The following is a 25,997-nucleotide window of genomic DNA, read 5'->3' on the forward strand; positions in this document are numbered from 1 at the left end:
CAGGCTCCGGCGGATGGAACTGCGAGCAGGATAGCCCGAAGCATGGAAACCAAAGCCAACTACGCCCTCGTCGGTTTCTTCACCGTCCTCGTCATGGCCGCCGCCTTCGCCTTCGTCTACTGGATGTCGCAGTATGGCCGCGGCGGCGAGATGGCGCAGCTGGCCATCCGCATCCCGGGCTCGGCGAACGGCCTCAGCATCGGTTCGCCCGTGCGCTTCAACGGCATTCCGGTCGGCTCCGTGCGCAGCCTTGCCATCGACGCCGACGACCCGCGCTTCTCCGTCGCCATGACGGAAGTCTCGACCAGCGCGCCGGTCAAGCAGTCGACGACCGCGGTCCTGGAGGTCCAGGGCCTGACGGGCGCGGCCTATATCGAGCTTTCCGGCGGCAGCGCGGGCGATCCGAACATCCTGCGCCAAGCCGTCGACAGCGAGGTTCCGGCCGTGCTGCAGGCGGAGCAGTCGAGCGTGACGAACATCCTGTCCACCGCCGACAAGATCCTGAAGCGGGCCGACGCGGCGATCACCGACATCCAGGGCTTCGTCGCCGATGCGCGCGGGCCGCTGACGACGACGATCCAGAACGCCGAGCAGTTCTCCGGCGCGCTCGCCCGCAACGGCGAGAAGGTGGACGAGTTCCTGCAAAGCGTCGGCGGCCTTTCGGAGACCTTCCGCAACCTTTCCGGCCGGCTCGATTCGACGCTCGCCTCGGTCGACGAGCTGATCAAGGCGGTCGATCCGAAGAAGGTCGAGGATTTCGTCGGCAATGTCGACAAGATCAGCAAGGACATCGCGGATGCGTCCGGCGACATCAAGGCCACCGTCGACGGCTTCCGCAAGACGGCCGAAACCTTCGATGCCTTCGGCAGGCAGGCGACGGTGACGCTCGACAAGGTCGACAGCCTCATCGCCGCGGTCGATACGCAGAAGGTCGGCGGCGCGATCGACAACATCTCGGTCGCGACCGCCGATGCCCGCAAGGCCATCGCCTCCGTCACCGGCGTTGCCGACCGCATCGGCGCGCGGGAGGAGGACATCGACCAGATCATCACCGACGTGCAGCAGATGAGCAACAAGCTGAACGCGGCCGCCACGCGCGTCGACGGCGTGCTTGCCAAGCTCGACGGTTTCCTGGGCGAGGGGGATTCCGAATCGCTCTTCGCCGAGGCCAAGGCGACGCTGCAGTCGATCAAGCAGGCCGCCGATACGCTGAACGGCCGGATCGGCCCGATTGCCGACGGGCTGCAGCGATTCTCCGGCTCGGGCCTGCGTGACGTCGAGGCGCTGGTGCTCGACACGCGCCGCACGATCCAGAATCTCGACAGTGCGATCTCCGGTTTCGAGCGCAATCCGCAGCGCCTCCTCTTCGGCGGCGAGACGGTCAAGCAGTATGACGGCCGCAACCGGCGCTGAACCGGCCGTAAAGTGTGGCCCTATCCCCACAACTGCCAACCGCTGGCGGTCCAAGGCAAATTTGTCCGTCCGCGCAGCCGTGACAGCCTGTCGTGCCGCTGCTACACAGGCAGTTACAAGGGTTTGAGGACGACATGACGGGTTCGGGTAAGGGTTTGTTGCGGAACGGGACTGCGGCGCGCGCCGCGCTCGTCGCCGTTCTGGCGGCAATGCTCGCCGCCTGTGGCAGCACGCAGGCCAAGAACGATACGTTCGCGCTCACCTCCGTCGCCACCGCCGACGGCCCCTCGGCCAGGAGCCGGCAGATCCTCGTGCCGCCACCCTCGGCGCTGAAGGCGCTCGACGGCGAGCAGATCGTCATCCGGCCCTCCGCCTCGGAAATCCAGTATCTTGCCGGCGCGCAGTGGAGCGACAGCCTGAGCAAGATGGTGCAGGCCAAGCTCGTGCAGGCCTTCGAGAACACCGGCCGCCTCGGCGGCGTCGGCATGCCGGGGCAGGGCCTTGCGATCGACTACCAGATCGTAACCGATATCCGCGCCTTCGAGGTGCAGACGGCGGGCGCCGATGCGGCGGTGGTGGAGATTTCGGCAAAGCTGCTCAATGACCGCAACGGCACGGTGCGGGCGCAGAAGGTGTTTCGCGCGACGGTTCCGGTCGGCGGAACCGGCAACCCGGCCTTCGTGAAGGCGCTCGACGCGGCCTTCGCCGCGGTCACGGCCGATATCGTCGGCTGGACGCTGGCGTCGATCTGATTTTCTTGATGCATTTCTGTCGGTGATGCGGGGGTGCGAAAGCCCCTCATCCCGCTGCCGCGACCTTCTCCCCGCAAGCGGGAAGAAGGAGCAAGACGGTCGACCTTCGCCACGAAGGAATGTCGTTTCTTGCGGAAGTCGGTGCCACACCCCCTTCGCCCCGCTTGCGGGGAGAAGGTGCCGGCAGGCGGATGAGGGGGCTTTACAATGCAAAACCCCTCAGTCGATCAAGCGTCGTGAACGCCCTGGATGGCCGAGACCTTCCAGTCGCCGCCGTTGCGGCGCACGAAGGTCCAGATCTCGACGGCTTCCGTCAGGTTGTCCGGATCGCCGGAAACGAGCGCGCCGGTCGCGCGGTCGCGCATCACGTCGATGCTCTCGTAGCGCATGGCGACGGTGGCGTATTCCTCGGCGCCTTCGCGCCAGGCCTCGGCAATGTCGCCCTGCACGAGGTGGATGTCGCGCACCTCGTTCTTCAGGCCCTGGGTGGCGTTGTCGCCGAGTTCCTCGGCGAGGTAGGACATCGCCTCCGGCGTGGTGATCTGGCGCAGCGTGCGGAAATCCTCCGCCGCATAGGCCGCCTGCAGCTCCTTCAGCATGCTTTCGAACTGTTCGAGGTCGGCCTGCTTGATGCCGATCTCGTCGCCGCCCTTCGGCTGCGGCGCGGCCTGGCGGCTGCCGCCGCCGATGCTCGGGATCTTGAAGTCCGGGCCGCCGCTCGGCGCGGCGTTGCGGGCATGGGCGGCGCCGGCATAGGCGGGCGCGTTCTTCTGCGCGAACATGCGGCGCAGGAACAGGAAGACGCCGGCGATCAGCAGCACCTGCAGGATCAGGCCGAGGAAGCCGATGCCGCCGCCGAGGCCCTGGCCGAGCAGCATGCCGACGAGGCCGCCGAGCATCAGCCCGCCGAGCAGCGTGCCGCCGAAGCCGCCGAAGAGGCCGGGGCGCGGATTGGTGGCCGTTGCGTTGCGGCCGGCGGAGGGCTGGGCCGACTGCTGGCGCGTCATGGTACGGTCGATCGGCTGGGCATCCGTCGGTGCGGTGCGCGTCGTCGAGGGCGTCGAGAAGGTGCGGCTGCCGCGGCTGCCGAACCCACCGCCGGCGCGGCGCGCCTCGGCCACGTCCACCACCGTCATCATCACCATCACCGCGACCGCAAGCGTCGCCAGGATGCGTCCAAAGCCTTGTATAAAGATCATTTCCGTCTCTCTTCCCATGCGCCTTGTGGCGCGTCGGACCGGATATAGCGGCTGGAGGCCCGGATTTTAAGGTTCGGCGGCCGGAAATCGGCAGCCTGGGACGGTTTGCGCCATCAAAGGTGCGTTATCGGCGCGGCCAGGCAAGGCCCCCAACGCGAAACGGCCGCCTTGCGGGCGGCCGTTTGTCCGTGCTGTCCGGGTCTCCTCAGCTGAAGCGGCCTGCCGCGTGGGCCAGCATGGTGTAGACCTTGCCGGTGTCCGAGGTGAGGTAGGTCTGCGTCATCACCTTGTCGCGGTCGTTGCGGGCCACATCGGCGAGCAGCTTCTCGAAGTCCGAGATGTAGCGGTCGACCGCGGTGCGGAATTCCGGCTCGCGCTCGTACTTGCGCTTGATCTCGTCGAAGGTCTGCTGGCCCTTCAGCGTGTAGAGGCGGCGCGTGAAGACGTCGCGCTCGCCGCGCTGGTAGCGGCGCCACAGGTCGACCGAGGCGTCGTGATCGATGGCGCGGGCAATATCGACCGAAAGCGAGTTCAGCGATTCGACGACATGGCGCGGGTTGCGGTTGTCCGGGCGGGCGGCCTGGCCATCGGTGCGCGGCTGGCCGAACTGGGCTTCCTCGCGCGAGACGGCGCCGCGCAGGAGGTCGCGCATCCAGCCGCCTTCGCCGGCGGTCTTGGCCTCGGTCTCCGCGGGCAGGGGCTGCGGCACGGTGGCCGCGGCGGCACGCTCGAGGCCGAGGCTGCCGCGCAGCTGGACCGGCTCCTCGCGGCGGGGCTCGACGCGGGTTTCCTGCACCGGCTGCTGCTGCTGGACGACCTTGGCCTGGACCACCGCCGGGCGGGAGACTTCCAGCGCGGAGGAGGACTTGCCGATGATGTCGGACAGGTCCTGCAGGGCCTTGATCTGCTCGCTGACGGCGCGGCGCATCTGGGCGGCGTTTTCCTTGGCTTCTTCCGGAAGGTCGAAGGCGCCGCGCTTCAGCTCGCCGCGGGTCTGGTCGAGCTCCTTGCGGATATCGGCGGCGGCGCGGCGGATTTCCTCGGTCGCGCCGGAGAACTTGCCGACGGCCTCCTCGACGGCCTCGCGCAGCGTCTCGCGCATGACGGTCGTGGCGGCTTCGGACTTCTTGCCGCTCTCGGCGAGCAGGCGATCGACATCGGAGAGCGAGGCGCCGACGCTGCCGCGCAGGCGGTTCGCCACTTCCTTGGTCCGCTCCTCGGCGCGGGCGAAGGAGCCCTCGACCGACTGGCCCGCTTCCTCGCCGGCCTTCATCAGCTGCTCGCGCAGCGAATTGGCGGCGGCCTCGGCGCGCTTCTCGGTATCGCTCAGGATGCGGCCGACTTCGGCGAACGAGCTCTGGATGCCGCCGCGCAGGTTGCCGGCGATGAGGTTGGAACGTTCCTCGGCGCGGCTGAAGGCGCCCTCGACCATGCCTTCGAGCGACTGCATGGTCTTCTCGATCTCTTCCGAGCGCTGCACGAGGCCGACAGAGAGCGAACGCAACGCATCCTGGCGCTCTTCCAGCGTCGAGACGAGGTTGGACTGGGCGGCGGCGAGCAGGTCGGAGGCCTGCGACAGGATCTTCGAATGATCCTCGAAGCGCCCGACGATGCTGCCGATCTGGGACAGCGTGCCGGCGGAGATGTCGGACAGGCGATCCACCTTGCCCTCAAGCAGGCGCGACGTGGTGGACACCATGTCGGACGCGCGCTCGGCGGAGGTGGAGAAGCGCTCGGCCGTGCTCGTCAGGCGGCCGTCGATGGCACCGAGCGTCTGGCTCGCCGCGTCGACGATGCCGGCGATCGCGCCGTTGCTTTCCGAAAGGCGAGCGATCAGGCTTTCGACATTGGCCGCAAGGCCGCTTTCGATCTCGCGCATCGTGCCGGCGGCTTCTTCCGTGCGGCTGGTGATGGCGGCGAGCGTGTCGGCCGTGCGGGCGGAGATCGCGTTGATGAGCGCGGCGTTCTCGTTGCGCAGGCGTTCGGCGCTTTCGCGGGCAACGCCGCTGATGCGCTCGGCCGCGTCGCGGGCGACCCCGCCGATGCCCTCGGCAGCCTCCCGGCCGACGGCGGCATAGCTGTCGATGACGGGGCGGGCCTCCTCGTCGATCAGGCGGGCGAGCTCCTCGGTGCGGCTTGCCAGCATGGAGTTGAGCTCGCGGGTGCGCTCGTCGAGCGTCGAGCGGATGGAGGCGCCGCGCGCCTCCAGCGCCTTCTCGACGTCGCCGAGGCCGGCGCGCAGCGACTGGGCCTGGTCGGCGAGGCGGCTTTCCGTCTCGGCGAAGCGGGCGACGGCGGTCGAGGTGGTTTCCTCAACGGCGCGGGCGAAGGCTTCGTTGCGGGCCGACAGGTTGCCGGCGAACTCCTCGCCCGTACGGGCGATGTTTTCGGCGGCGCGCTGGGCTTCCGCGCCCATTTCCTGGGCCGCGCGGGAAACCGCGCCGCGCAGCGAGGAGCTGAGGCTGGCGAATTCCTCGCCGGTCTTGGCGAGCGACTGGGCCGAGCGGATCGCTTCGGCATCCATGTCCTGGGCGGCTTGCGAAACGGCATCGCGCAGCGTCGCGGCAAGGCCGGCGGCCTTGCCGTCGATCGTGCGGTTGACGTTGTCGAGACCGATGGTCAGCGCCCGGTCCATCGTGCCGAGACGTTCCTCGATGCGGCCGGTCTTCTCGTCGATCGTGCCGGCAATGCGCTCGGCGGCCTCGCCGGTGACGCGTTCGATGTCGCCGGTGCGGGCCGTGAGCGTGCTGTCGATGCGTTCGGCCGCTTCCCCGGCGATGCGGGCGATCTCGCCGGCGCGGTTCGACAGCGTGCCGTCGATGCGCTCGGCCGCCTCGCCGACGGCGCGGCTGATCTCGTCGGCGCGGTTGACGAGGGCGCCGTCGATGCGCTCGGCGGCATTGCCGACGGTCGTCTCGATCTGGCTTGCCCGGTTGAGGAGCGTGCCTTCGAGGCGTTCGGCGGCTTCGCCGACGGTGCGGCTGATTTCGTCGACCCGGCCGACGAGGGCGCCGTCGATGCGTTCGGCGGCGTTGCCGACCGTCAGCTCGATCTGCGTCGCGCGGGCCAGTAACGTGTCGTCGATGCGATCGGCGACCTGGCCCACGACGCGGTTGATCTCGTCGACGCGGCCCACGAGGACACCATCGATGCGTTCGGCGGCATTGCCGACCGTCATCTCGATCTGGGTGGCGCGGGCGATCAGCGTGTCGTCGATGCGGTCCGCCGCTTCCCCGGCAACGCGGGCGATCTGGTCGGCGCGGCTTGCCAGCGCGCCGTCGATGCGCTCGGCGGCTTCGCCGGTGACGCGCTCGATATCGCCGATGCGGCCGGAGAGGGCGCCTTCGATGCGCTCGGCAGCGCTGGCGCTGAGGCGCTCGATGTCGCCGACGCGGCCGGAAAGCGCGGCGGCGATGCGCGCCGTCGTCTCGTCGCCGATGCGCTCGACCTCGGCCATCGGCCGGGAGAGGGCGTCGGAGACGCGCAGCGAGACGTCGCCGCCGATGCGGTCGAGGTCGGTGAGGCGTTCCGACAGCGTGTCGGAAATACGCGAGGCGGCGGTGTCGACGAGGCCGGAGACGTGATCGACGCTGTGCTCGATGCGGGCTTCCAGCTTGCCGAGATTCTCTTCGAGACGGCTGCCCGTCGTGTCGAAACGGTTGGCGACGTTGTCGACCGTCTGTTCCATGCGGTTGCCGAAGGTGTCGGCCGCATGAACGATCTTCGCGGAGGTTTCGACGAGGCGTTCGGCAACGGCGCCGACGCTTTCGCGCACGCGCTGGTCGAGCAGGGCGCCGCTGCCGTCGATGGTGCGGCGCAGGGCCTCCTCGTGCTGTTCCATCGACAGTTCCAGCATGCCGGCGCTGGTGGCGATCGAGGTGCCGATCGTGGTCACCTGGTCGTTCAGCGTCTCGGCGAGCTGGTTGCGGCCCTCGCTGATGGCGAGGTTGATCGCGTCAATGCGGTCGTCAAGCGTCGCGCGGATCTCGTCATGGGTGGAGGCGAGCGAACCGGCGAGCGTCGAGGCGCGGCCCGAGAGTTGCTCCATCGACAGTTCCAGCATGCCGGCGCTCGTGGCGATCGAGGTGCCGACGGAGGCGACCTGGTCGTTCAGCGTCTCGGCGAGCTGGTTGCGCCCCTCGCTGAAGGCGAGGTTGATCGCGCCGATGCGGTCGTCGAGCGTCGCGCGGATCTCGTCATGGGTGGAGACGAGCGAACCGGCGAGCGTCGAGGCGCGGTCCGAGAGCTGTTCCATCGACAGTTCCAGCATGCCGGCGCTGGTGGCGATCGAGGTACCGATGGTGGCGACCTGGTCGTTCAGCGTTTCGGCGAGCTGGCTGCGGCCCTCGCTGATGGCGAGATTGATCGCGTCGATGCGGTCGTCGAGCGTCGCGCGGATCTGCTCATGGGTGGAGACGAGGGAGCCGGCCAGCTCCGACGCGCGGCCGGAGAGCTGTTCGGCGATGTTGGCGGCGCGGCCGGAGAAGGCCTCGGCGAACTCGGCCGCCTGGCCGTGCAGGACGCCCGTGAGCTGCTGGTTGCCCTCGGACAGGACCGTCTCGACGCGGTCTGCCGCCGCATCGATCGCGGACTGCATGGCGCCGGCGCTGTTGGACAGAACCGATGCGAGATTGGCCGTGCGGCCGGTGATGGCGTCGTCGATCTGGCGGGCGGCGCCCGTCAGGGCGTTTTCGACCCGGCTGGCGGCTGCGCCGACGGACTGTTCGAGCTGGCTGCCGGTCTCGTTCAGCATGGAGGAGAGGGCGGCGGTGCGCTCGGAAAGCGCGCCGTCGATGCGGTTGTGGCTGGCGGCGATCGTCGAGGAGATCTCGTCGGCGCGGGCACCGAGCGCGTCTTCCATGCGGGCCTGGGCGGCCTCGATGCCGCTTGCAATCGCGGTGCTGCGGGAATCCAGCGCCTCCGTCAGGCGGCGCTCGCTGCCCGAAATGCTCTCCACCAGCGCGCTGGCGCGGGCGCCGAGCGCCTCTTCCATGCGGGCCTGGGCGGCCTCGATGTCGGTGGCGATCGCCGAGCCGCGGGAATCCAGCGCCTCCGTCAGGCGGCGTTCGCTGCCCGAAATGCTTTCCGCCAGCGCATCCGCGCGGCTGCCGAAGCCGCTCTCGATGCGGTTCTGCACCTCGGCGAGACCGCCGAGCAGGGCCGCGGACTTTTCCGACAGGACCGCGCCCATGCGCTCATGCGCACCGCTGACGGCGCTGGAGATGGCGTCGGCATGGCCGGAAACGGCGTTTTCGATGACTTCCTGGCTGGTGGCGAGCGTGGTCGCGAGCGCGAAGGACTGGTCGGTGAGCGTGCTGCCGAGACGTTCGATGCTGGAGGTGAGGATGCCGTCCATCGCCTCGCGGCCGCTGGCGACCGTCTCGTTGATGCGCGCGAGGCTTTCCATCAGCTTGCTGTCGAGCGAGCCGGCGCGCTGGTCGAAGGCCTGGGCGAACTCTTCCACGCGCTGGTCGAAGGCGCCGGAGACCCGGCCGACGGTCGCCTGCATGCGCTCGTCGAAGAAGCCGGTGCGCAGGTCGAGGTCCATGACCGTGTCGTCGGCGGCGTTCTTGAGGCTCTGGCGGAACTGCGCGCCCTTCTCGTCGAGCGCGGCGTTCATCGCCTGGAGAACGTCGTCGAGGCCGCCGGTGACGGCCTGCTGGCCGATCGACAGGCTTTCGCTGATCTCGCGGGTGCGGGCGATCAGCGTCTCGTTGAGCTGCTTGGCGCGCTCGTTCAGCGCGGCGTTCAGCTTCTCGGTGTTCGTGTCGAGCGAGGTGGCGCGGGTCTCGAACTGCTGCAGGAGGTCGCGACCGCGGGAATCGAGGGTCTTGGTGAGCTGGTCGAGGCGGCTGTCGAACTCGTTGGCGAGCGCGAGGCCGGACGAGCTGAGCGTCGACAGCAGGCTGTCGGTACGGGCCGACAGCATGGCGCCGATCGTCTGCGTCGCGCTGTCGGATTTTTCCATCAGCATGGCGGCGCGGGTGTCGAGCATCGAGGCGAAGGCTTCGCCCGAGGTGGCGAGGCGCTGGGTGAGGTTGTCGCCGGCGCTTGCCAGCTCGTCCTTCAGCTGCTCGTGCGCGCCGGAGATGGAAGAGCGGATGCGCTCGGCGTGGCTGACGATGGCCTCGCGCTCGGCGCCGAGTTCCTGGACGAGGGTGCGCACGCGCATTTCGTTGTCGGAATAGCTGCGCTCTAGCGCGTTGACTTCCGAATGCACGAGGGTTTCGAGCTCGGTGGCGCGGGCGATCGTGCGCTCGATGCCTTCGTTCATCGCGGAGACTTCGCGGCGCACCGCCTGGCCGACGGCCATGATGCGGTCGCTGGCGACGGTTTCCGGCTCGGAGAGGCGGAGCGCGACCTCCGCCATGGAACGGGCGGCGCTGCGCAGTTCCTGGGCGCGGGAAATCATGATCGCGAAGGCGAAGAACAGCATGATCGGCATGACGATGGCGACGACCATGCCGATGGCGCCGGGCAGCGCCACGAGGTCGGCGACCGAGCGGATCTGCCAGATCTCGGGCGCATAGAGAAGGTTGGCGACGCCGAGACCGCCGATGACCCAGAGCACGGACATCAGGATGGCCATGCGGATCGAGGCGCGGCCCGAGCGCACGTCCAGCGATTTCAGGATCGCGGCCGGCGTCTTGCGGGAGCCGTCGTTGGCCGGCGTGAAGGCAGGCGTCTTCGGCGCCTGCTCGGGACTGTGGCCCCGTGCGGTCTCGCCGGAAGCAGGGCGATTGGCAGGTTTTTCCTGCGTCTTGTTCGGAACGCTGTTAGCTGGTTCGGGCACATGGGCTTCCGAAGCGTCCTTCTTCGAGGGCGTCTCCGGCGCTAGATCGTCAAAGTCGATTTTCAATGCTTCTTCAAGGGCCTGGAAGGCCTTGTCGTCGATCGACTCGGTGGACTTGTTCGTCGCCATGCGGTTACGCCTCGTTACCATATCCGGGATCGGGCTTCATGCGCGCTGCCGCTGCTCAGGCGCATTCGAACCGGTCCGGTTGGTGGCCGGTCTTGCTGCATACCCTCATGGCAAGCAGCGTCCGGACCGCCGTTCATTCCAAATTCGCTCGATAGACCGAAAAGGCGAAGCGGTGTATCTCCGCCCAAGGCTTATCCACCGGGACTATCCGGTCGTATCGTAGTGACACATTAGCCTGTATCACACAATTCATTGCCATCTCCCTTCGCCCGAAACTTAACAGGAAGTTAATATCGGGCGATTCTGTATCGCGATGGAAACCTTGCGAAAAAGGCAATTTTTCAGCCGTTAACCATAGTTTGCGATTCATGCCCATTTTGCGCCGTCTTTTAATCGGATAGCCGCGCCGGCCGCGCAGAATGGCTGTCCCATGTCCCTGTACGGAGCGGCGAGTACACCCGTCCCGCATCGACATCTGCGTGCACCACAAGGAAACAAGCGTAAACCGCGTCTATAAGGATATTGGCAAATGGCAGCGCTCAACATCGCATTCGAGGCGCCCGACAATGCAGGCGGCATGTCCCATTCCGGGGAAAAGCCGATCGATCTGGTACATCTGGCCCGCCAGACCATGGGCGACAAGGGGCTGGAGTTGGAAGTGCTGCAGATGTTCGCACGGCAGGCCCGCGCGAGCATGAAGGAACTGGCGGCCTCGGAAGGCGCGGCGCGGAGCGCGGCCGCCCACCGTCTCAAGGGCTCCGCCCAGTCCGTCGGCGCCACCGCCGTCAGCAAGACGGCCGCGGCGCTCGAGGACAATCCGGCCGATGCCATCGCGCTGGCCGGCGTCGCCGCCGCCGTGGTCGAGGCGGAAAACTTCATCCTGAAACTCTGCCGCTGATCGTCGCAGGTCCTGCCGCCTGCCTGAAGCGCACGGCGATCCGACAGATCCGCTCCCTGCGCTTCAGGCCCTTGCTTCACCGCCCGTCGTTGCCGCGAAACCACCGCGCCCGTTGCGCGACGGGCTTTAGCGCTACGGGAAAAGCCGGCGTCGCACCCGGACCATCCGGAACCTGCCGGGCGCGCGATGTTGACTGGGGAGGGGTTTTGTTGGAAACGTCCGCGGAAAACCGGCGGGCCGACCACCTTTCCGCCGGCCGTTCATTCGTCCGCCCGGGCAGCGCCATCGCCCGCCCTGGGCAGTCTTGAGGATCCGGAAGCCATCATGAGCAAACTCACCATCGTCGCCTTCGACGGCACGCGCCACGAACTGGATGTCGCCGACGGCTCCACGGTCATGGAAAATGCCGTGCGCAACTCCGTGCCCGGCATCGAGGCCGAGTGCGGCGGCGCCTGTGCCTGTGCGACCTGTCATGTCTATGTCGACGACGCCTGGAGCGCGACCGTCGGCCCGCCGGAAGCGATGGAAGAGGACATGCTGGACTTCGCCTACGAGGTGCGCCCGACCTCGCGGCTCTCCTGTCAGATCAAGATGTCGGATGCGCTCGACGGGCTCGTGGTCCACGTTCCCGAACGCCAGGCCTGACATCTTTCCTTCAGACTGACGGAAGCACCGGCCGAATCCGATCCGGGTTCGGCCGGCATTTTGCGTCTCTTCTTCGCGCATGAAGAAAAGATCGCGGGTTTCTGCGGGCTCGCAAGAATAGAAGGGCAAAAAAAGAGCCTCGCCGGTCGGTCAGGACGAGCGAGGCCAGGAGGGCGCATCGCAGGCAGGAGAGGGAGGAGACACCTGCTGCTTTGGTAAGGACGCGCCAGGAGAACCTGTTACAAACCGCTTCATGCAACTTCGGGAAGGAAAATCGTCTTCCCGTTCACTGTTGGTATAAAAATACGGCGATTTGCGGAATTGCGCTATCGCTAAAACTAACCAGTCATTTCATGCATGAAAAAGCGCCCGGGCCTTGGCCCGGTCCCGTTCCACTGAAGCTCTTCCAGGAAATACCTGCCTGCAGCGCGCGCCTTTACTCGGCGCGGTTCTTCAGCCGGTGCACCAGGAGGCGCATCATCCGGTCGTTGAAGTTCTTCGATTCGATGCGGTCGAAGCGCGCCTGGTCGGCATCGTGCTTCGACACGGCGTCGGCCGTCGCCCGGTCGACGCGCGCCTGCATGCGCTCGCAATCGGCTTCGGGCCGCAGGGTCTTCAGCGTGCGTTCCAGGTTGCGGGCGTGGGTGCGGGCGATTTCGGCGTGGCGCTCCTCATGGCGCTTGATGTCGCTCGAAAGCGTGTCCCAGATGAGCGCGAGCGACGGGGTGGCGCGCTTGCGGTTCTTCCAGCGCGGCAGGATGATCTCGGTGGAGAGGGTCACCCGCGCCTCGCCGACGGCGCAGCGGCTGCCGCGGCGCACATAGGTCACCGAGCCGCCCCATTTGATCCGGGTGGCGCCGGGGTGGCGCGAGCCGCTGCGCTTCATCACCGGTCCGCGTTTCGACAGCTCCTCGTCGAGCTCGGCCGCCGTGCGCCCGCCGACGGAAAAATAGGCGAAGGATTTCGAGGTGATGGTCTCGGCGCGGGCCGGCGGGACGGCGAGGCAGGCGAGGGCGGCAAGGGCCATCAGGCGGGCGATGGTCGTCATTCAGTCAGCATTCCTTTCGCCACCGGATCGTCCGATGCACAGGCCGGCTGAAGGCGCCGGTTGAACTTCCCCCAAGCTTGGGGCATAGGCACGGCGAGCGCAACACCCTTTCCGGGATGCCGCTCGATACCCTTAACTTCAAACCCGTTGATTTAAAGCTAAGGGTGTCGGGGAGATTCTAACGTATCGTAGCGTCCCCGGCGTGCGGCGCCGTCGTTGACTGCGGGAGGAAACCGCCATGTTCTCGCCATTCGAACCCTTTCGCTGGGCGCTCGCCCATGGCCGGTCCCTGGAGCTGGGCCCGCGCGGCATTCTGATGGCGATCGTCAACGTGACGCCGGATTCCTTTTCCGACGGCGGCCGGTTCGACAGCGCCGACAAGGCCGTGGCGCAGGCCATCCTCTGTCTCGAAGAGGGAGCCGAGATCGTCGATATCGGCGGGGAATCGACGCGCCCCGGCGCGGCTGCCGTGTCGGCGGCGGAGGAGCAGGACCGCATCCTGCCCGTCATCGAGGCGCTTTCTGGCACGACGGACGCGCTCATCTCCGTCGATACCTACCGGGCCGAGACGGCGCGGCTTGCCGTTGCGGCCGGCGCCCATATCGTCAACGACGTGCACGGCCTGCAGCGCGAACCCGACATTGCCGTCGTTGCCGCCGAAACCGGGGCGGGGCTCTGCATCATGCATACCGGCCGTGACCGCGAGAAGCGGCCGGATGTGGTGGAGGACCAGTATCTCTTCCTCGGCCGCTCGCTGGAGATCGCCCGGGCCGCGGGCATCGCGCGCGAGGCCATGGTGCTCGATCCGGGCTTCGGCTTTGCCAAGGATACGGAGGAGAACCTCGAACTGATGGCGCGTTTCGGCGAGCTTTACGGCTTCGAACTGCCCATCCTGGCCGGCACGTCGCGCAAGCGCTTTATCGGCGCCGTCACGGGGCGCGAGGCGGAAGGCCGGGATGCCGGCACGGCCGCCACCACCGCGCTGCTGCGGGCCGCCGGCGCGGCGGTCTTCAGGGTGCACGATGTCGCAATCAACAGGGATGCGCTGGCGATGGCGGATGCTATGCTCGCCGCGGGGCGCAAGGTGACGGCACGCGAGGCGCGCGCCTGACAGGCAGCCAGACAGGAAAGACCATGACCACCACCTACACGATCACGCTCAAGAACTGCGCCTTCTTCGCCCGCCACGGCCTGCACGATGCCGAGGAATTCCTCGGCCAGCGGTTCTTCGTCGACGCGGAGCTGGAGGTCAAGCCGCTGCGCCCGCTCTCCGACGACGCGATCGAATCGACCGTCGACTACGGCGTCGCCTTCCAGGAGATCGAGAAGATCGTCACCGGCCAGCGCCGCTATCTCATCGAGGCGCTGGCGCAGGAGATCGCCACCGTGCTCTGTGCCCGCTTCCCGCAGATTTCGCGCGCGCGCATCACGGTGCGCAAGCCGAACGCGCCGGTGCCCGGCGTGCTGGACCATGTGCAGGTGACGGTCGATCATGCCGTTTGAGCCCTTCCGCCGGGCCGCGCTCGGCCTCGGCGGCAATATCGGCGATCCCGTGCGCGCCATGGCCGAGGCGCTGCGGGCGCTGGACGCGCGGGACGATTGCCGCGTCACGGCCGTCTCGCGGCTCTACCGCACGCCGCCCTGGGGAAAGACCGACCAGGACTGGTTCTTCAACGCCTGTGCGCTGGTCGAGACGACGCTCGCGCCCGAGCCGCTGCTCGACACCTGCCTTGCCATCGAGCGCGACATGAAGCGCGAGCGCAAGGAGCGCTGGGGACCGCGCACCATCGACATCGATGTCCTGACCTATGAGGGCGTGGCGCAATCCGGCGGGCGGCTGGAGCTGCCGCATCCGCGCATGACGGGGCGCGGCTTCGTGCTGATGCCGCTTGCGGACGTGGCGCCCGACCTCGCGGTCGAGGGACGCACGGTGGCCTCGTGGCTGGCGGATGCGGATGTCGCGGGCATCGAGCCGGCGAGCGCCGGACCGGAATGGTGGAAGACTACTTGATCGAGCCGACGGCGATGTCGTCGAGATTGCGGTCGAGCGAGACGCCGATGACCGGCACCATCTTGTCCTCGACCTTCACCGAGATGGTGATGTTCATCTTGTTGTCGCCTTCCAGGCGCGCGATCATTGCGCCGTTCAGCTTCTGCCGGTTGATGCCGACGACCACCTTGTTGCCGTTGACCTGGCCGGAGGTGATGTCGAGGCCCTTGCCGGCGGCGCCGTCGAGGAACTTGCCCTTGTAGGTGCCGCCCGACCGGGTGATGAGGGCGGACATCGGCTGCTTGAAGACGCCGACGCGGCAGAAGCCGTCGAGCTGGATGCCGGCGCCCTTGGCCGGCGTGGTGTCGCCCGTCAGGTCGCAGGCGAACTTGGTGCCCTTGTACTTGCCCGCGACGATCTCGCCCTTGCCCTGCCAGCTGCCGGTGACCTGCTCGAAGAAGGCCTTGTCGCGCGGGCCGGCGGAGGCGGGAAGCGCGACGGCGGCGGCTGCGAGGAAGGCCGCTACGGAGACGCGGGCGATCAAAGAAGTGCGCGAGTACATGAACGATCCTTGATGGGCGACGGCCATCCGGCCTGCTTGTGTGCGACGAGATTTGCGCGAAAATGGTTAATGGACGGTTTCCGCCCGTCTTGCCCTTCGTCATTTACCCGCGGTGCAGGCCCGCAAAACCGGGGTGTTGCAACGATCCCACAGTTCTGCAGCGTCCTTTGCGCGCCGTGATGGACGCGCGGCGCCGCAGGTCACGCCTCGTCGCGCCGGCCGCCCGCCATGTTCGGCGTCAGGTCCCCGATGAAATCGCCGATGCCGGGCCGTTTCAGCGCGCGGAAGGGCATGGGCCGGCAGAGGTCCATGGCGGCGATGCCGATTCGCGCCGTCATCAGGCCGTTGATGACGCCTTCGCCGAGCCGGGCGGAAAGTTTCGAGGCGAGCCCGTGGCCCAGCACCTGCTGCACCAGGCTGTCGCCCATGGCGATGGAGCCGGTGACGGCAAGATGGGCGATGACGTCGCGCATCAGCCGCAGCATGCCGATCTTGCCGGGGCGCCCGCCGTAGAGCTCCGCCATGCCGCGCACCAGCCGGCTGCTCTCGTAGATGACATAGCCGAGATCGACCAGCGCCCGCGGGCTGACGGCGGTGACGATGGAGACCCGCTTGGCGGCGCCGAGGATCAGCGCGCGCGCCTCGCGGTCGAGCGGCGCCATCAGCTCGCGCTCGGCAAGGTCGACGAGGTGGGCCGCGTCTATGATCTCGCCTTCGGTCTCGGCAAGGCGCGCGCGCCCGCGCGCCGTCCGCGGCCGGGCGGCGACGAGATGCACGAGGCGGGCGAGGATGGCGCGGCCGACCGACGGGCTCGGCGAGAGGGCGGCCTCGGCGACGTCGCGCTTGAGGTCCTGCACGGCGGCGAGGCGGCGAAGGCCGATCAGCTCGCGCGCGACGAGGCCGAAGACGGCGAGGACGGCGATGGCGGCGGCGGCGACCGCAAGATAGCCGAGCCAGTCGTTGCGGCTGAAGAGCTCGCGGATCAGCGCATCGACCCAGAGGCCGATGGCGAGCGAGACGAGGAGCCCGAGCGCGCCGAGGGCGATGCGGCCGAGCGTCAGGCGGCGCTTGCGCGGGGTTGCGACCGGCGGCGTCAGGTCCGGCAGGTCGGCGGTGGTGGCGATGAAGGGATCCTCGGCATCCGGCGTCAGCGTGACGGCGTCGTCGAAGGCGGCGGGAGCACGGGGCTTCGTGCGCTCGGGCGGCTGCGGGGAGCCGGCGGGCAGCGAGAAGGCGGCGGGCTTGCGCGGGCGGTCGTTCATGCGAGCCGGTCTCCGATCAGGTATTGCAGCGCGCGGTCGAGGCGGATGTGCGGCACGGAGAGCTTCAGGCCGCCGCCCGTCTCCTCGATATGCGGCGGGCGGAAGCGCACGAAGTTCAAGAGATGCGGCGCCTCGCCTTCAGGCAGGGATTCAAGTTCCTTGAAAAGCGAATCCGGATCCTTCGGCAAGTCCCCGGGAAATATGGCTGTTTTCCGTTCGCCGTCAAAAATCTCGCCGTTGATCCGCTCGCCGGCCATGGGCACGCCGACGATGACCGGCAGGTCCTCGCCGTCGTGCTTGACGGTCGCCTCGCGGGTGGCGCGCACGGAGGCGAGCGCCATCACCTCGATGCCGGCGCCGCTCATGCCGATGCGCTCGATGGCGCGCTCGACGAGGCGGCGGGTGACGGCTTCCAGCCGCGCATGGCTCTCGTGGTGCAGGTGGTCGGCCTTGGTGGCGGCAATCACGATGCGGTCGATGCGGCGCGTCACGAAGGAGGAGAGGAAGCTGTTCGTGCCGGCGCGGAAACAATCGAGCACGTCGCCGAGCGCGCGTTCCAGGTCGTGCACGGCCTCGGCGCCGCGGTTGATCGCCTGCAGGGCGTCAATCAGCACGATCTGCCGGTCGAGCCGGGCGAAGTGCTCGCGGAAGAACGGGCGCACCACATGCGTCTTGTAGGCCTCGTAGCGGCGCTCCATCATGGCATGCAGCGATCCCCTGGCGGGGCGGCCTTCCTGAAGGTTCGGCAGCGGCGCGAAGGTGAGGGCGGGCGAGCCTTCGAGATCGCCGGGCATCAGGAAACGGCCGGGCGGCAGGGTGGAGAGCGAGCGCTCGTCGGATTTGCAGGCCTTCAGGTAGGCGGTGAACGCTTCCGCCAGCGTCCGCGCCGTCGCTTCCTCGGCTTCGGCGGCAGGGTCCATGGTGGCCGACAGAGCCAGCCAGTCGCGCGCCAGCTCCGCGCGGATGCCGGACTGCGCCAGCGCCACGGTGTTCGCGCTGAAGGCGCGGAAATCCTGGGCGAGCAGCGGCAGGTCGAGCAGCCATTCGCCGGGATAGTCGACGATGTCGATCGACAGCCGTCCTGGCGAGAACAGGCGCCCCCAGCCGGAGGCGCTCTCATAGTCGAGCGTCAGGCGCAATTGCGATATGGCGCGCGTCGAATCCGGCCAGAGGCGGTCCGCGACCAGCGCGCGGATATGATCCTCGTACTGGAAGCGCGGCACGGCGTCGTCCGGCTGCGGCTCCAGCCGGATTTTTGACACGCGCCCCGAGCGCCCCGCCTCGAACAGCGGCAGGCGGCCGCCGTTCAGGAGATTGTGCACGAGCGAGGAGATGAACACCGTCTTGCCGGCGCGCGACAGGCCCGTCACGCCGAGGCGGATCGACGGGTTGACGAGATTGGTGGCGCGGCCGGTCAGCGCGTCGAGCGCGAGCAGGGCTTCGTCGGTCAGGGTGGTCAGGCTAGGGGGCAAGGTCTCTTTCCAGCATCGAAGGCGATATAGGAAACGAAATCCGGCGGAAAAAGAGGCCGGCCCTTTCGCTCAAACCATGTCGCGCACACGTCCGTAGCGGTTTTGCGCCAATGCGATGCGGAAAATCAAGGTGTGCGCCGGGAAGATCGCGATGCGCGTCAGTGCGCCGGGCGCGGCGTCATGAAGCCGGCGAGGCAGGCGCCGCGATAATCGTCCTCGGTCGGGCGCTCGTCGAAATCGAGGATGGCGAGGCCCGCCGTCGGATAGCCGAAGGGCGCGGCGGTCTCGGCGATCTCCTTGCCGACGAGGCGGTGGAAGAATTCCTCGATCATCGGATTGTGGCCGACGATCATCACGGCGCTCTCCTGCCGCTCCGCGAAGGCGAGTTCGGCATAGGTATCGACCGAGCCGGAATAGAGGGAATCGACATAGTCGATCGTCAGTTCCTCGCTGACCGAGCGGTGGAAGGGCTCGGCGGTCTGGCGGCAGCGCGTGGCGGTGGAGGAGATGATGAGGTCCGGCCGGTAGCCCTGGTCGGCCGCCTCCTCGGCGATTACCTCGGCTTCGGCAAAGCCGTCGTCGTCGAGGGCGCGGTCGAAATCCGACTGGCCGGGCCCGGCCCAGGCGGCGCGGGCGTGACGAAGGATGTAGAGCCGGAAGGCCGGCGTGCCGAGAGATGCCAAGTGTGTCCTCCATCCGCCTGCGGCAGATGATCCGTGCCGCGCTCCGACTTCATGTCCGTCCTTGCCGGAAAGATCAACCGGTTTTGCGCGCGGGCGTGTTCACGATCGTGTCGGAGGCCGCCCGGTAGGCCAGCGTGTCCTCCAGCCGCTCGGGCCTTGCGAAATAGTAGCCCTGCATCATGCGGCAGCCGAGGCCGCGCAGCGCCGCGACCTGCTCGTGGGTCTCCATGCCCTCGACCACGCAGACGCAGCCGATGTTGCGGGAAAGGTCGACGATCGTCTTGACGATGCTGCGGCTGAGTTCGTTCGTGGCGATGTCGACGATGAAGCCGCGGTCGATCTTGATCTTGGTGAGCGGCAGCTTGTGCACATAGCTGAGGCTGGAATGGCCGGTGCCGAAATCGTCGAGCGAAATGCCGATGCCGCGCTCGGCGAAACGGCGGATATTGTCGGCGGCGAGCGTGAAGTTGCGCATGACGGCCGTCTCCGTCACCTCGATGTCGAGGCGGGCGGGATCGACGCCGCTTTGCGCGATGATCTCGAGAAGCGCATCGACCGTCCTGTTGGAGACGACGTCGCGGGTCGACAGGTTGACGGAAAGGCGGATGTGGTCCGGCCAGCTCCGCGCCGCCGCCAGTGCCTTCTCCATCACGAACTCGGTCAGGCGGCCGATGATGCCGGCCCGTTCGGCGGCGCGGATGAAGATACCGGGCGGCACGGTGCCCAGGATCGGGCTTTCCCAGCGGGCCAGCGCCTCATAGGCGGAAATGCCGTTCGTGTCCGCGTCGACCATCGGCTGGAAGACGAGGTACATCTCCTTCTCGAAGTCGGCGGCGCGCAGCGCCTGCTGGATGCGGCCCTGCTCGTTGATCTCGGCCTCGTGCTCGGCGGAGAAGACGACCGTCGTGCCGCGAAAATTCTGCTTGGCGAGGTAGAGGGCGAAATCGGCGCGGTCGAAGAGCCGGTCGGCCGTGGTGCCGGCCTCGCCGAGGATCGAGATGCCGAGCGAGCCGGAGACCCGCGCCGCCTGGCCGTTGAAGACATAGGGTTCCTGAAGCGCGGCGCAGATCTCGTCGCCGAGCGCATGGAGCCGCTCCGCGCTGGCCGGGCCCTCGAAGACGATGCCGAACTCGTCGCCGCCGAGGCGGGCCGGGAAAAGGCCCCGCCCGGCGAAGGCCGTGAGCCGCTCGCCGACCTCGACGAGCAGCTTGTCGCCGATGCCGTGGCCGAACGTGTCGTTGACCGGCTTGAAACCGTCGAGGTCGATGAGGCCGAGGGCAAGGCCCGTGCGGTTCTTCTCCGCCCGTGCGATCCGCGTTTCGAGCTCGGCGCGGAACTGGCGGCGGTTGGGCAGGTTGGTCAGGCTGTCGAGATTGGCGAGGCGATGGTTCTCGTCGCTGAGGCGCTGGGTTTCCGCCTGGCGCGCCGTCAGCTCCTTCTGCGACCGGATGAGGGCGCCGAAATCCCGGTAGTAGGTGAAGAGGATGAACACCATGGCGACGGTGACGAGCGCGACGTTGAGCGCGAGCGCAGTGAAGACCGGATTGCCGGAGGTGCCGAAGAAGACCGTGAACGGCCCGAGCACGATGGCCGTCAGCGCCAGCGCGGCGGCGCGCAGGTGCATCAGGCAGAAGATGCAGCCGACGACGGTGTTGGCGATGTAGAAGGCGACATGGGACTGCTGGTAGGCGTCGCCATAGGGATAGAGGCTGAGCGACCAGGCGCAGAATCCGGCGCCGAGCAGCGCGGTCAGGCGATAGGTCGAACGCAGCCGGCCGACCGCCTCTTCATGGGTGTAGCGCCGGTTTCGGCTGAACCACCAGTGCACGAGGCGAAACAGGCTGACGGCATAGAGTGCGCCGGGAATGTAAAGGGTGAGATAGGCGGGGGCCGCGCCGAAATGGGTGATGGTGAGAGCGACAGTATTCGTCACGAGCATGAAGTAGAGCAGCGGCACCTGCTTGGTAAATGCGGCAAGCTGCGCCTGGACGAGCTCCGGATTGCCGGATTCGATCGAAAGAATGGCCTTCGTCCTGCTGAACATCGATGCGTGCTCCTGCCCTTGCGGTTAGAGAGAAGCACGAGTTGCTAAAATAAGTCTGAATCCGCGGGCGAACAGGCTCGCGAAAGAAAATCGTCCTATCCTCCATAGCTGATCGCGAGTCCATGCCTATATTTGCGGCAGGACGACACGAGAGGCAGGCGATCCGGCGCCCTTTCTGCGATAGTGCGGGGATGTTGGTGGCCGGTTTCGCCATCCCGTTGTAATCTTGATGAAATATTCGTCTGGCAAGGTTCAAAAAAGAGGCATGCGCGAAAAACCGTGGGTAAGTTCCTGCACACTTGAAACACGCTACCCGTGGGGATATACAGCGCGCCTTGAGATGTTCTTCAGGAGAATCGCGTTGAGTGAGAAGATCGATCTTAGCAATTTCGTCCTCGACGAGGACGATGAATTCATGAACGCAAACCAGCGGGCTTACTTTCGAGCGAAGCTGAACGCCTGGAAAAACGACATCCTGCGCGAAGCGCGCGAAACCCTCGACCATCTGGCAGAAGAAAGCGCCAACCATCCGGATCTTGCGGACCGGGCGTCTTCGGAAACCGACCGTGCCATCGAACTTCGGGCACGCGACCGCCAGCGCAAGCTGATCTCCAAGATCGATGCGGCGCTGCAGCGTCTCGACGAAGGCACCTACGGCTACTGCGAGGAAACGGGCGAACCGATCGGCCTCAAGCGTCTCGACGCCCGGCCGATCGCCACGCTTTCGATCGAGGCGCAGGAGCGCCACGAGCGTCGGGAGAAGGTGTATCGCGACGAGTAAGCCTTTCCCGCGGATCCGAGGAGGTCCGAGGGCAGGGTTCGCGATGATCGAACACCGGATGTTTCCGGTGCTGGCAGGCTTCGTGCTGCCCGGTGCTGGAAAAACGAAAATCAAAGCCGCTGGAACCGTCGTGTCTCCAGCGGCTTTTTTCTTGCGTCAAGCGGGAAGGAGCCGCCTTACGCCTTGCGGTTGGCGGTGATTTCGCCGAGCAGGCGCGCCATTTCCGCTTCCGTTTCCTCGCGGCTCTTCGCGGGAGTTTGCCCGTGGCCGATCGTTGCGGCGGTCTGCGTCGGGTTGAGCGTCGGCTGGGCGGCCGTGCGGGCTGTGGTGCTCGATGCGGCCGTGCTGGCCATCTCGGCTTCGAGGATCTTTTCGAATTCGCTGACGAGGGCCGGATTGTCGGCAAGCTGGGATGTCGGCTTGGCGAGCGTCGGGTTGGCGATGGGGCGCTGCACGGCCTGGCCGGCGGTCGCCTGTGCCGTGGTCGTCGCCATGGATTGCGGCAGGACACGCTGGCGGTTCTGTTCGAGCACATCCTCGATGCGGCGCTCCGGCGGGCGCTGCTGGAGGCCCGTCTGCGCCTGCTGGGCCGTCTGGACCGGCTGGGCGACGGTCTGCGCCGGGGTGGTGCGGGGGGCGACGTCTTCGTCGCCGGCATAGAGCACCTTGGCCATGGACGAGACGCCCTCCGGGGTTGCCGCGGGGCGGCGCTCCGCGGTGCCGGTGGTCGCCGCGACCGCGCCGGCCGAAGCGGCCGTGCGGGCCGCGTCTAGGGTCTCGGCCGTCTTCACCGGCGTTTCGTGCCGCACTGGCGCGGATTCGGCGCGCTCGGTCTTCTGCCCGGCCCTTTCGGCGGCGGGCTGGGCACTTTCGGCCGATGCGAGGGCGATGCGCGTCTCGATGACGATGTCGGTCGGGCCGCCGATCATCAGGAGGTGTTCCACGTCGTCCCGGCGCACCAGCACGAGGCGGCGGCGCGTGTCGATCGCCGCGGCATCGAGCACGGCAAGGCGCGGCGCGCGGTTGCGCCCGCCGCGGATGAAGGGCGAGGAGGGGCGGCCCCGGATGATCCAGAGCACCAGCGCGAGGCAGAGCAGGCCGAGCAGCACCACCACCGCGGCGATGACGAACTTCGTGCCGTTCTCTGCGAGAATCTCCTGGAACATGGCGCGGTCACTCCTTCTCGGCACTTTGGCTCGGCAGTTTGGCCTGTTGGCCGACGGGCTGCATTTGACGGCTTTTCCCGGGCTCCTACAAGCGCGGCGCACCGGTTGTCCAGCGCGTATTGCCGTCGTCATCGTCGCGCAAGTATGGCAGGCTAGGAGAATTGCCATGCCCTGGCCCGGAATATTCCCTGTGAATTCGCGGCCTTGCTTTCCCTCGACGGCTTTTTGCGCTTCCCTCGTGCGGATAAACATGATTCTGGCATCGGGTTCGGGTCAAGCGCAAGGCCCGCACTGTTGCAGACGAGGGATTGATGACGACGATGAAGCGGCCGGACGGGGATGATGTGCCGATCGTGGACCGCGGCGTGCGGCCGGCGGTGGCGCTGCGTGTGGTGCTGCTCGCGATCGTGCTGGCGGCGTCGGCCGGGGCGTTCATCGTCTTCAAGAACCAGCTCGACAACGAGCTCGTGCTCGGGGTTCTCGGCGTCCTCGCCATGGCCGGCATCTTCTTCGTCGTTTCCGCGCTGATCGGCTTCATCGAGGTCATGCCGCAGGCGGCGCGCTCGGACGAGCTGGCGCGCGCCTTCCTCGATTCCCATCCCGACGGCACGGTCGTCACCGACCGCAAGGGCCGCGTCGTCTACGCCAATGCCGCCTACGGCGCACTGACGGGTGCGAATGGCGCGGCCGAGGTGCTGACGCTCGAAACCCTGCTGTCACGCAATCGCGACGCGACCGAGGCCGTCTACCGCCTGACGAACGGCCTGCACGAGGGCAAGGAGGGGGCGGAGGAGTTCCGCGTCCCCAAGTCGCTCAACCCGGCCGCCTCGGGCGGTTCCGGCGCGCAGTGGTACCGCCTCAAGGCGCGCATCCTGCCGAACCGCGACAAGCCGAAACAGCCGCTCTACATCTGGCAGATCTCCAACATCACCTCCGAGCGGGACGACCAGGAGCGCTTCTTCAAGGAGTTGCAGAACGCCATCGACTATCTCGACCACGCGCCGGCCGGCTTCTTCTCCGCCGGCCGCAAGGGCGAGATCGTCTACCTGAACGCGACGCTCGCCGAATGGCTCGGCATCGACCTGGCCAAGTTCCACCCGGGCTCGCTGTCGATCGCCGAGGTGGTGGCGGGCGAGGGGCTGGCGCTCATCCAGTCCGTGCAGGCCGAGCCCGGCCTGAAGCGCACGGAAATGCTCGACCTCGACCTGCGCAAGACCAACGGCCAGAGCCTGCCGGTGCGCATCGTGCACCGCGTTTCCACGACGCGCGACGGGGCGCCGGGCGAAAGCCGCACCATCGTTCTGGCGCGCGAGGAGGGCAGCGCGAACGACCAGTCCGCCTCGATCGCCTCCATGCGTTTCACGCGCTTCTTCAACAACACGCCGATGGCGATCGCCTCGGTCGACGGCGACGGCCGGATCCTGCGCACCAATGCGCCGTTCCTGAAACTCTTCTCGGGCGTCGTCTCGCGCGACGACATCGACCGCGGCGCCAAGCTCGAGACCATCGTGCACGAGACGGACCGCCTGCGCCTGCAATCGGCGCTCGACGCGGCGAAGGACCGGCAGGGCGACATCGCGCCGCTCGATTCGCTGCACCCGGCCGATGACGGCCGGCATTTCCGCTTCTATGTGAACGCCGTCATCGACCAGAGCGACGAGGCGCCGGAGGAGGCGGCCATCGTCTATGCCGTCGAGATCACCGAGCAGAAGGCGCTCGAGACGCAGATGGCGCAGACGCAGAAGATGAACGCGGTCGGCACGCTCGCCGGCGGCATCGCGCACGACTTCAACAACGTGCTGACGGCGATCCTGCTTTCCTCCGACCACCTGCTCCTGTCCGCCCGCCCGTCCGATGCGAGCTTTGCCGATCTCATGGAGATCAAGCGCAATGCCAACCGGGCGGCCGTGCTGGTGCGCCAGCTGCTCGCCTTCTCGCGCAAGCAGACGATGCGCCCGACAGTGCTCAACCTCACCGACGTCATCGGCGACCTGCGCATGCTCGTCGACCGCATGACCGGAACCAACGTCAAGATCGACGTCGAATACGGCCGCGACCTCTGGCCGGTGAAGACCGACCTCGGCCAGTTCGAGCAGGTGCTGATCAACCTTGCGGTGAATGCCCGCGACGCCATGCCGGAGGGCGGCACGATCACCTTCCGCACCCGCAATGTGGAGGCGGAGGAGGCGGCGGCGCGGAACCTGCGCGACCTGCCGCCGGGCGACTATGTGGAGGTGGAAGTGGCCGACCAGGGCACCGGCATTCCGCCCGAGATCATTGACAAGATCTTCGAGCCCTTCTTCACGACGAAGGAGGTCGGCAAGGGCACCGGGCTCGGCCTCTCCATGGTCTACGGCATCGTCAAGCAGTCCGGCGGCTACATCTATCTCGATTCCGAGGTCGGCCGGGGCACGACCTTCCGCATCCTCATGCCGCGCCACACCGAAGAGGCGGTGCCGGCGGAGGCGACCGGCGATGCGCGCGCGCTGCCGCAGGCGGGCGACCAGCCGGCGGCCGTGGCCACGCAGGCGGCGGACAAGGAGCCGCGCGACCTTACCGGCGGTTCGGCCGTGGTGCTGCTCGTCGAGGACGAGGAAGCCGTGCGCCGCGGCGGCAAGCGCATGCTGGAGACGCGCGGCTATACCGTGCACGAGGCCGGTTCCGGCGTGGAAGCGCTCGACATCATGGAGGAGCTGAACGGCGCCGTCGACATCGTCGTCTCCGACGTGGTCATGCCAGAGATGGACGGCCCGTCGCTGCTGCGCGAGCTGCGCAAGTCCTATCCGGACCTCAAGTTCATCTTCGTCTCCGGTTACGCCGAGGACGCCTTCGCCCGCAACCTGCCGGCGGACGCCAAGTTCGGCTTCCTGCCGAAGCCCTTCTCGCTGAAGCAGCTCGCCGAGGCCGTGCGGGAAATGCTCGACGCCTGAGCGCCTTCCCGTTCGCCGTACGCCCTCGGGGCAGAGCCACGCAAGGAAAATGAAGACCGCGTCGGCGGATGCGGCCAGCCGCTGACAACGCCCGCAAACCTTTCCTTCGTCATGGTCGGGCTTGACCCGACCATCCACAAACCGTTGAAAAGAATGGCAACTGTGTTCAAGCGAAGTTGGTTTTGTCGCGCTGCATTGCATTGAGGATCGTGATGAGCTTTCTTGCGACG

The 25,997-nt window shown here is 67.4% G+C and carries 18 protein-coding genes; 9 read left to right on the top strand and 9 right to left on the bottom strand.

Going from position 1 to position 25,997, the window contains the following annotated elements:
• Nucleotides 1-42 precede the first annotated feature (42 nt).
• Together MUU56_RS23345 and MUU56_RS23350 are read left to right on the top strand one after the other, a co-directional pair.
• Nucleotides 43-1,413, top strand: a complete 1,371-nt coding sequence (locus MUU56_RS23345) for an MlaD family protein (RefSeq protein ID WP_244769658.1) — start codon at nt 43-45, stop codon at nt 1,411-1,413.
• A 134-nt stretch (nt 1,414-1,547) separates the two neighbouring features.
• A complete protein-coding gene (locus MUU56_RS23350; RefSeq protein ID WP_244769659.1) occupies nt 1,548-2,165 on the top strand; it encodes an ABC-type transport auxiliary lipoprotein family protein in 618 nt (205 codons plus the stop codon).
• 227 nt (nt 2,166-2,392) lie between these two features.
• Here the strand turns inward: MUU56_RS23350 and MUU56_RS23355 are convergent, their stop codons facing one another.
• Nucleotides 2,393-3,364, bottom strand: coding sequence for a Tim44 domain-containing protein (locus MUU56_RS23355; protein ID WP_244769660.1), 972 nt, complete (start codon nt 3,362-3,364; stop codon nt 2,393-2,395).
• A gap of 205 nt (nt 3,365-3,569) precedes the next feature.
• Nucleotides 3,570-10,286 carry an apolipoprotein A-IV repeat region-like domain-containing protein gene (locus MUU56_RS23360; RefSeq protein WP_244769661.1) on the bottom strand — a complete coding sequence of 2,239 codons (6,717 nt, stop codon included), beginning with the start codon at nt 10,284-10,286 and terminating at the stop codon, nt 3,570-3,572.
• 529 nt (nt 10,287-10,815) lie between these two features.
• Here MUU56_RS23360 and MUU56_RS23365 point away from each other — a divergent pair.
• Both MUU56_RS23365 and MUU56_RS23370 read left to right on the top strand, forming a co-directional pair.
• Entirely contained in the window at nt 10,816-11,184 is a 369-nt protein-coding gene (locus MUU56_RS23365; RefSeq protein ID WP_244769662.1) for an Hpt domain-containing protein, read from the top strand.
• Nucleotides 11,185-11,508: 324 nt separating this feature from the next.
• Nucleotides 11,509-11,829, top strand: a complete 321-nt coding sequence (locus tag MUU56_RS23370; RefSeq protein ID WP_244769663.1) for a 2Fe-2S iron-sulfur cluster-binding protein — start codon at nt 11,509-11,511, stop codon at nt 11,827-11,829.
• Nucleotides 11,830-12,265: 436 nt separating this feature from the next.
• Here MUU56_RS23370 and MUU56_RS23375 read toward each other — a convergent pair whose 3' ends face one another.
• Entirely contained in the window at nt 12,266-12,877 is a 612-nt protein-coding gene (locus tag MUU56_RS23375) for a DUF922 domain-containing Zn-dependent protease (protein ID WP_398431421.1), read from the bottom strand.
• A 238-nt stretch (nt 12,878-13,115) separates the two neighbouring features.
• Here MUU56_RS23375 and folP point away from each other — a divergent pair, with 238 nt between their 5' ends.
• Genes folP through folK form a run of 3 tightly spaced genes read left to right on the top strand, consistent with a single transcriptional unit; the run spans nt 13,116 to nt 14,888 of the window.
• A complete protein-coding gene (gene folP / locus MUU56_RS23380) occupies nt 13,116-13,988 on the top strand; it encodes a dihydropteroate synthase (RefSeq protein WP_244769664.1) in 873 nt (290 codons plus the stop codon).
• A 23-nt stretch (nt 13,989-14,011) separates the two neighbouring features.
• The gene (gene folB / locus MUU56_RS23385) at nt 14,012-14,380 is read left to right on the top strand and encodes a dihydroneopterin aldolase (RefSeq protein WP_133035251.1); all 369 of its coding nucleotides are present in this window, start codon (nt 14,012-14,014) and stop codon (nt 14,378-14,380) included.
• On the top strand, nt 14,370-14,888 hold the full coding sequence (gene folK / locus MUU56_RS23390; RefSeq protein ID WP_244769665.1) for a 2-amino-4-hydroxy-6-hydroxymethyldihydropteridine diphosphokinase: 519 nt from the start codon (nt 14,370-14,372) through the stop codon (nt 14,886-14,888). Before folB ends, folK begins: the two co-directional genes overlap by 11 nt.
• Here the strand turns inward: folK and MUU56_RS23395 are convergent.
• The 5 genes from MUU56_RS23395 to MUU56_RS23415 all read right to left on the bottom strand — a co-directional run bounded on the left by MUU56_RS23395 (nt 14,881) and on the right by MUU56_RS23415 (nt 20,890).
• Nucleotides 14,881-15,429: a hypothetical protein gene (locus MUU56_RS23395; RefSeq protein WP_244769666.1), complete on the bottom strand. Its 549-nt coding sequence runs from the start codon at nt 15,427-15,429 to the stop codon at nt 14,881-14,883. The genes folK and MUU56_RS23395 overlap by 8 nt on opposite strands.
• Before the next feature lie 200 nt (nt 15,430-15,629).
• Complete coding sequence (locus tag MUU56_RS23400) at nt 15,630-16,691, bottom strand: YcjF family protein (RefSeq protein WP_244769667.1); 1,062 nt, start codon at nt 16,689-16,691, stop codon at nt 15,630-15,632.
• Entirely contained in the window at nt 16,688-18,163 is a 1,476-nt protein-coding gene (locus tag MUU56_RS23405) for a YcjX family GTP-binding protein (RefSeq protein ID WP_244769668.1), read from the bottom strand. The genes MUU56_RS23400 and MUU56_RS23405 overlap by 4 nt, the downstream gene beginning before the upstream one ends.
• Nucleotides 18,164-18,321: 158 nt before the next feature.
• Nucleotides 18,322-18,846 carry a SixA phosphatase family protein gene (locus MUU56_RS23410; RefSeq protein WP_244769669.1) on the bottom strand — a complete coding sequence of 175 codons (525 nt, stop codon included), beginning with the start codon at nt 18,844-18,846 and terminating at the stop codon, nt 18,322-18,324.
• 73 nt (nt 18,847-18,919) lie between these two features.
• Nucleotides 18,920-20,890 carry a putative bifunctional diguanylate cyclase/phosphodiesterase gene (locus tag MUU56_RS23415; protein ID WP_244769670.1) on the bottom strand — a complete coding sequence of 657 codons (1,971 nt, stop codon included), beginning with the start codon at nt 20,888-20,890 and terminating at the stop codon, nt 18,920-18,922.
• A gap of 361 nt (nt 20,891-21,251) precedes the next feature.
• On the opposite strand from MUU56_RS23415, the gene dksA reads away from it, so the two are divergent.
• Nucleotides 21,252-21,671 carry an RNA polymerase-binding protein DksA gene (gene dksA, locus MUU56_RS23420; protein ID WP_064330228.1) on the top strand — a complete coding sequence of 140 codons (420 nt, stop codon included), beginning with the start codon at nt 21,252-21,254 and terminating at the stop codon, nt 21,669-21,671.
• Nucleotides 21,672-21,847: 176 nt separating this feature from the next.
• Here dksA and MUU56_RS23425 read toward each other — a convergent pair whose 3' ends face one another.
• Nucleotides 21,848-22,837 carry a flagellar biosynthetic protein FliO gene (locus tag MUU56_RS23425; RefSeq protein WP_244769671.1) on the bottom strand — a complete coding sequence of 330 codons (990 nt, stop codon included), beginning with the start codon at nt 22,835-22,837 and terminating at the stop codon, nt 21,848-21,850.
• A 320-nt stretch (nt 22,838-23,157) separates the two neighbouring features.
• On the opposite strand from MUU56_RS23425, the gene cckA reads away from it, so the two are divergent.
• A complete protein-coding gene (cckA, locus tag MUU56_RS23430) occupies nt 23,158-25,767 on the top strand; it encodes a cell cycle histidine kinase CckA (protein WP_425314254.1) in 2,610 nt (869 codons plus the stop codon).
• The last annotated feature ends 230 nt before the right edge of the window (nt 25,768-25,997 follow it).

The organism is Shinella yambaruensis, assembly GCF_022899355.1.
Classification (GTDB): domain Bacteria; phylum Pseudomonadota; class Alphaproteobacteria; order Rhizobiales; family Rhizobiaceae; genus Shinella; species Shinella yambaruensis.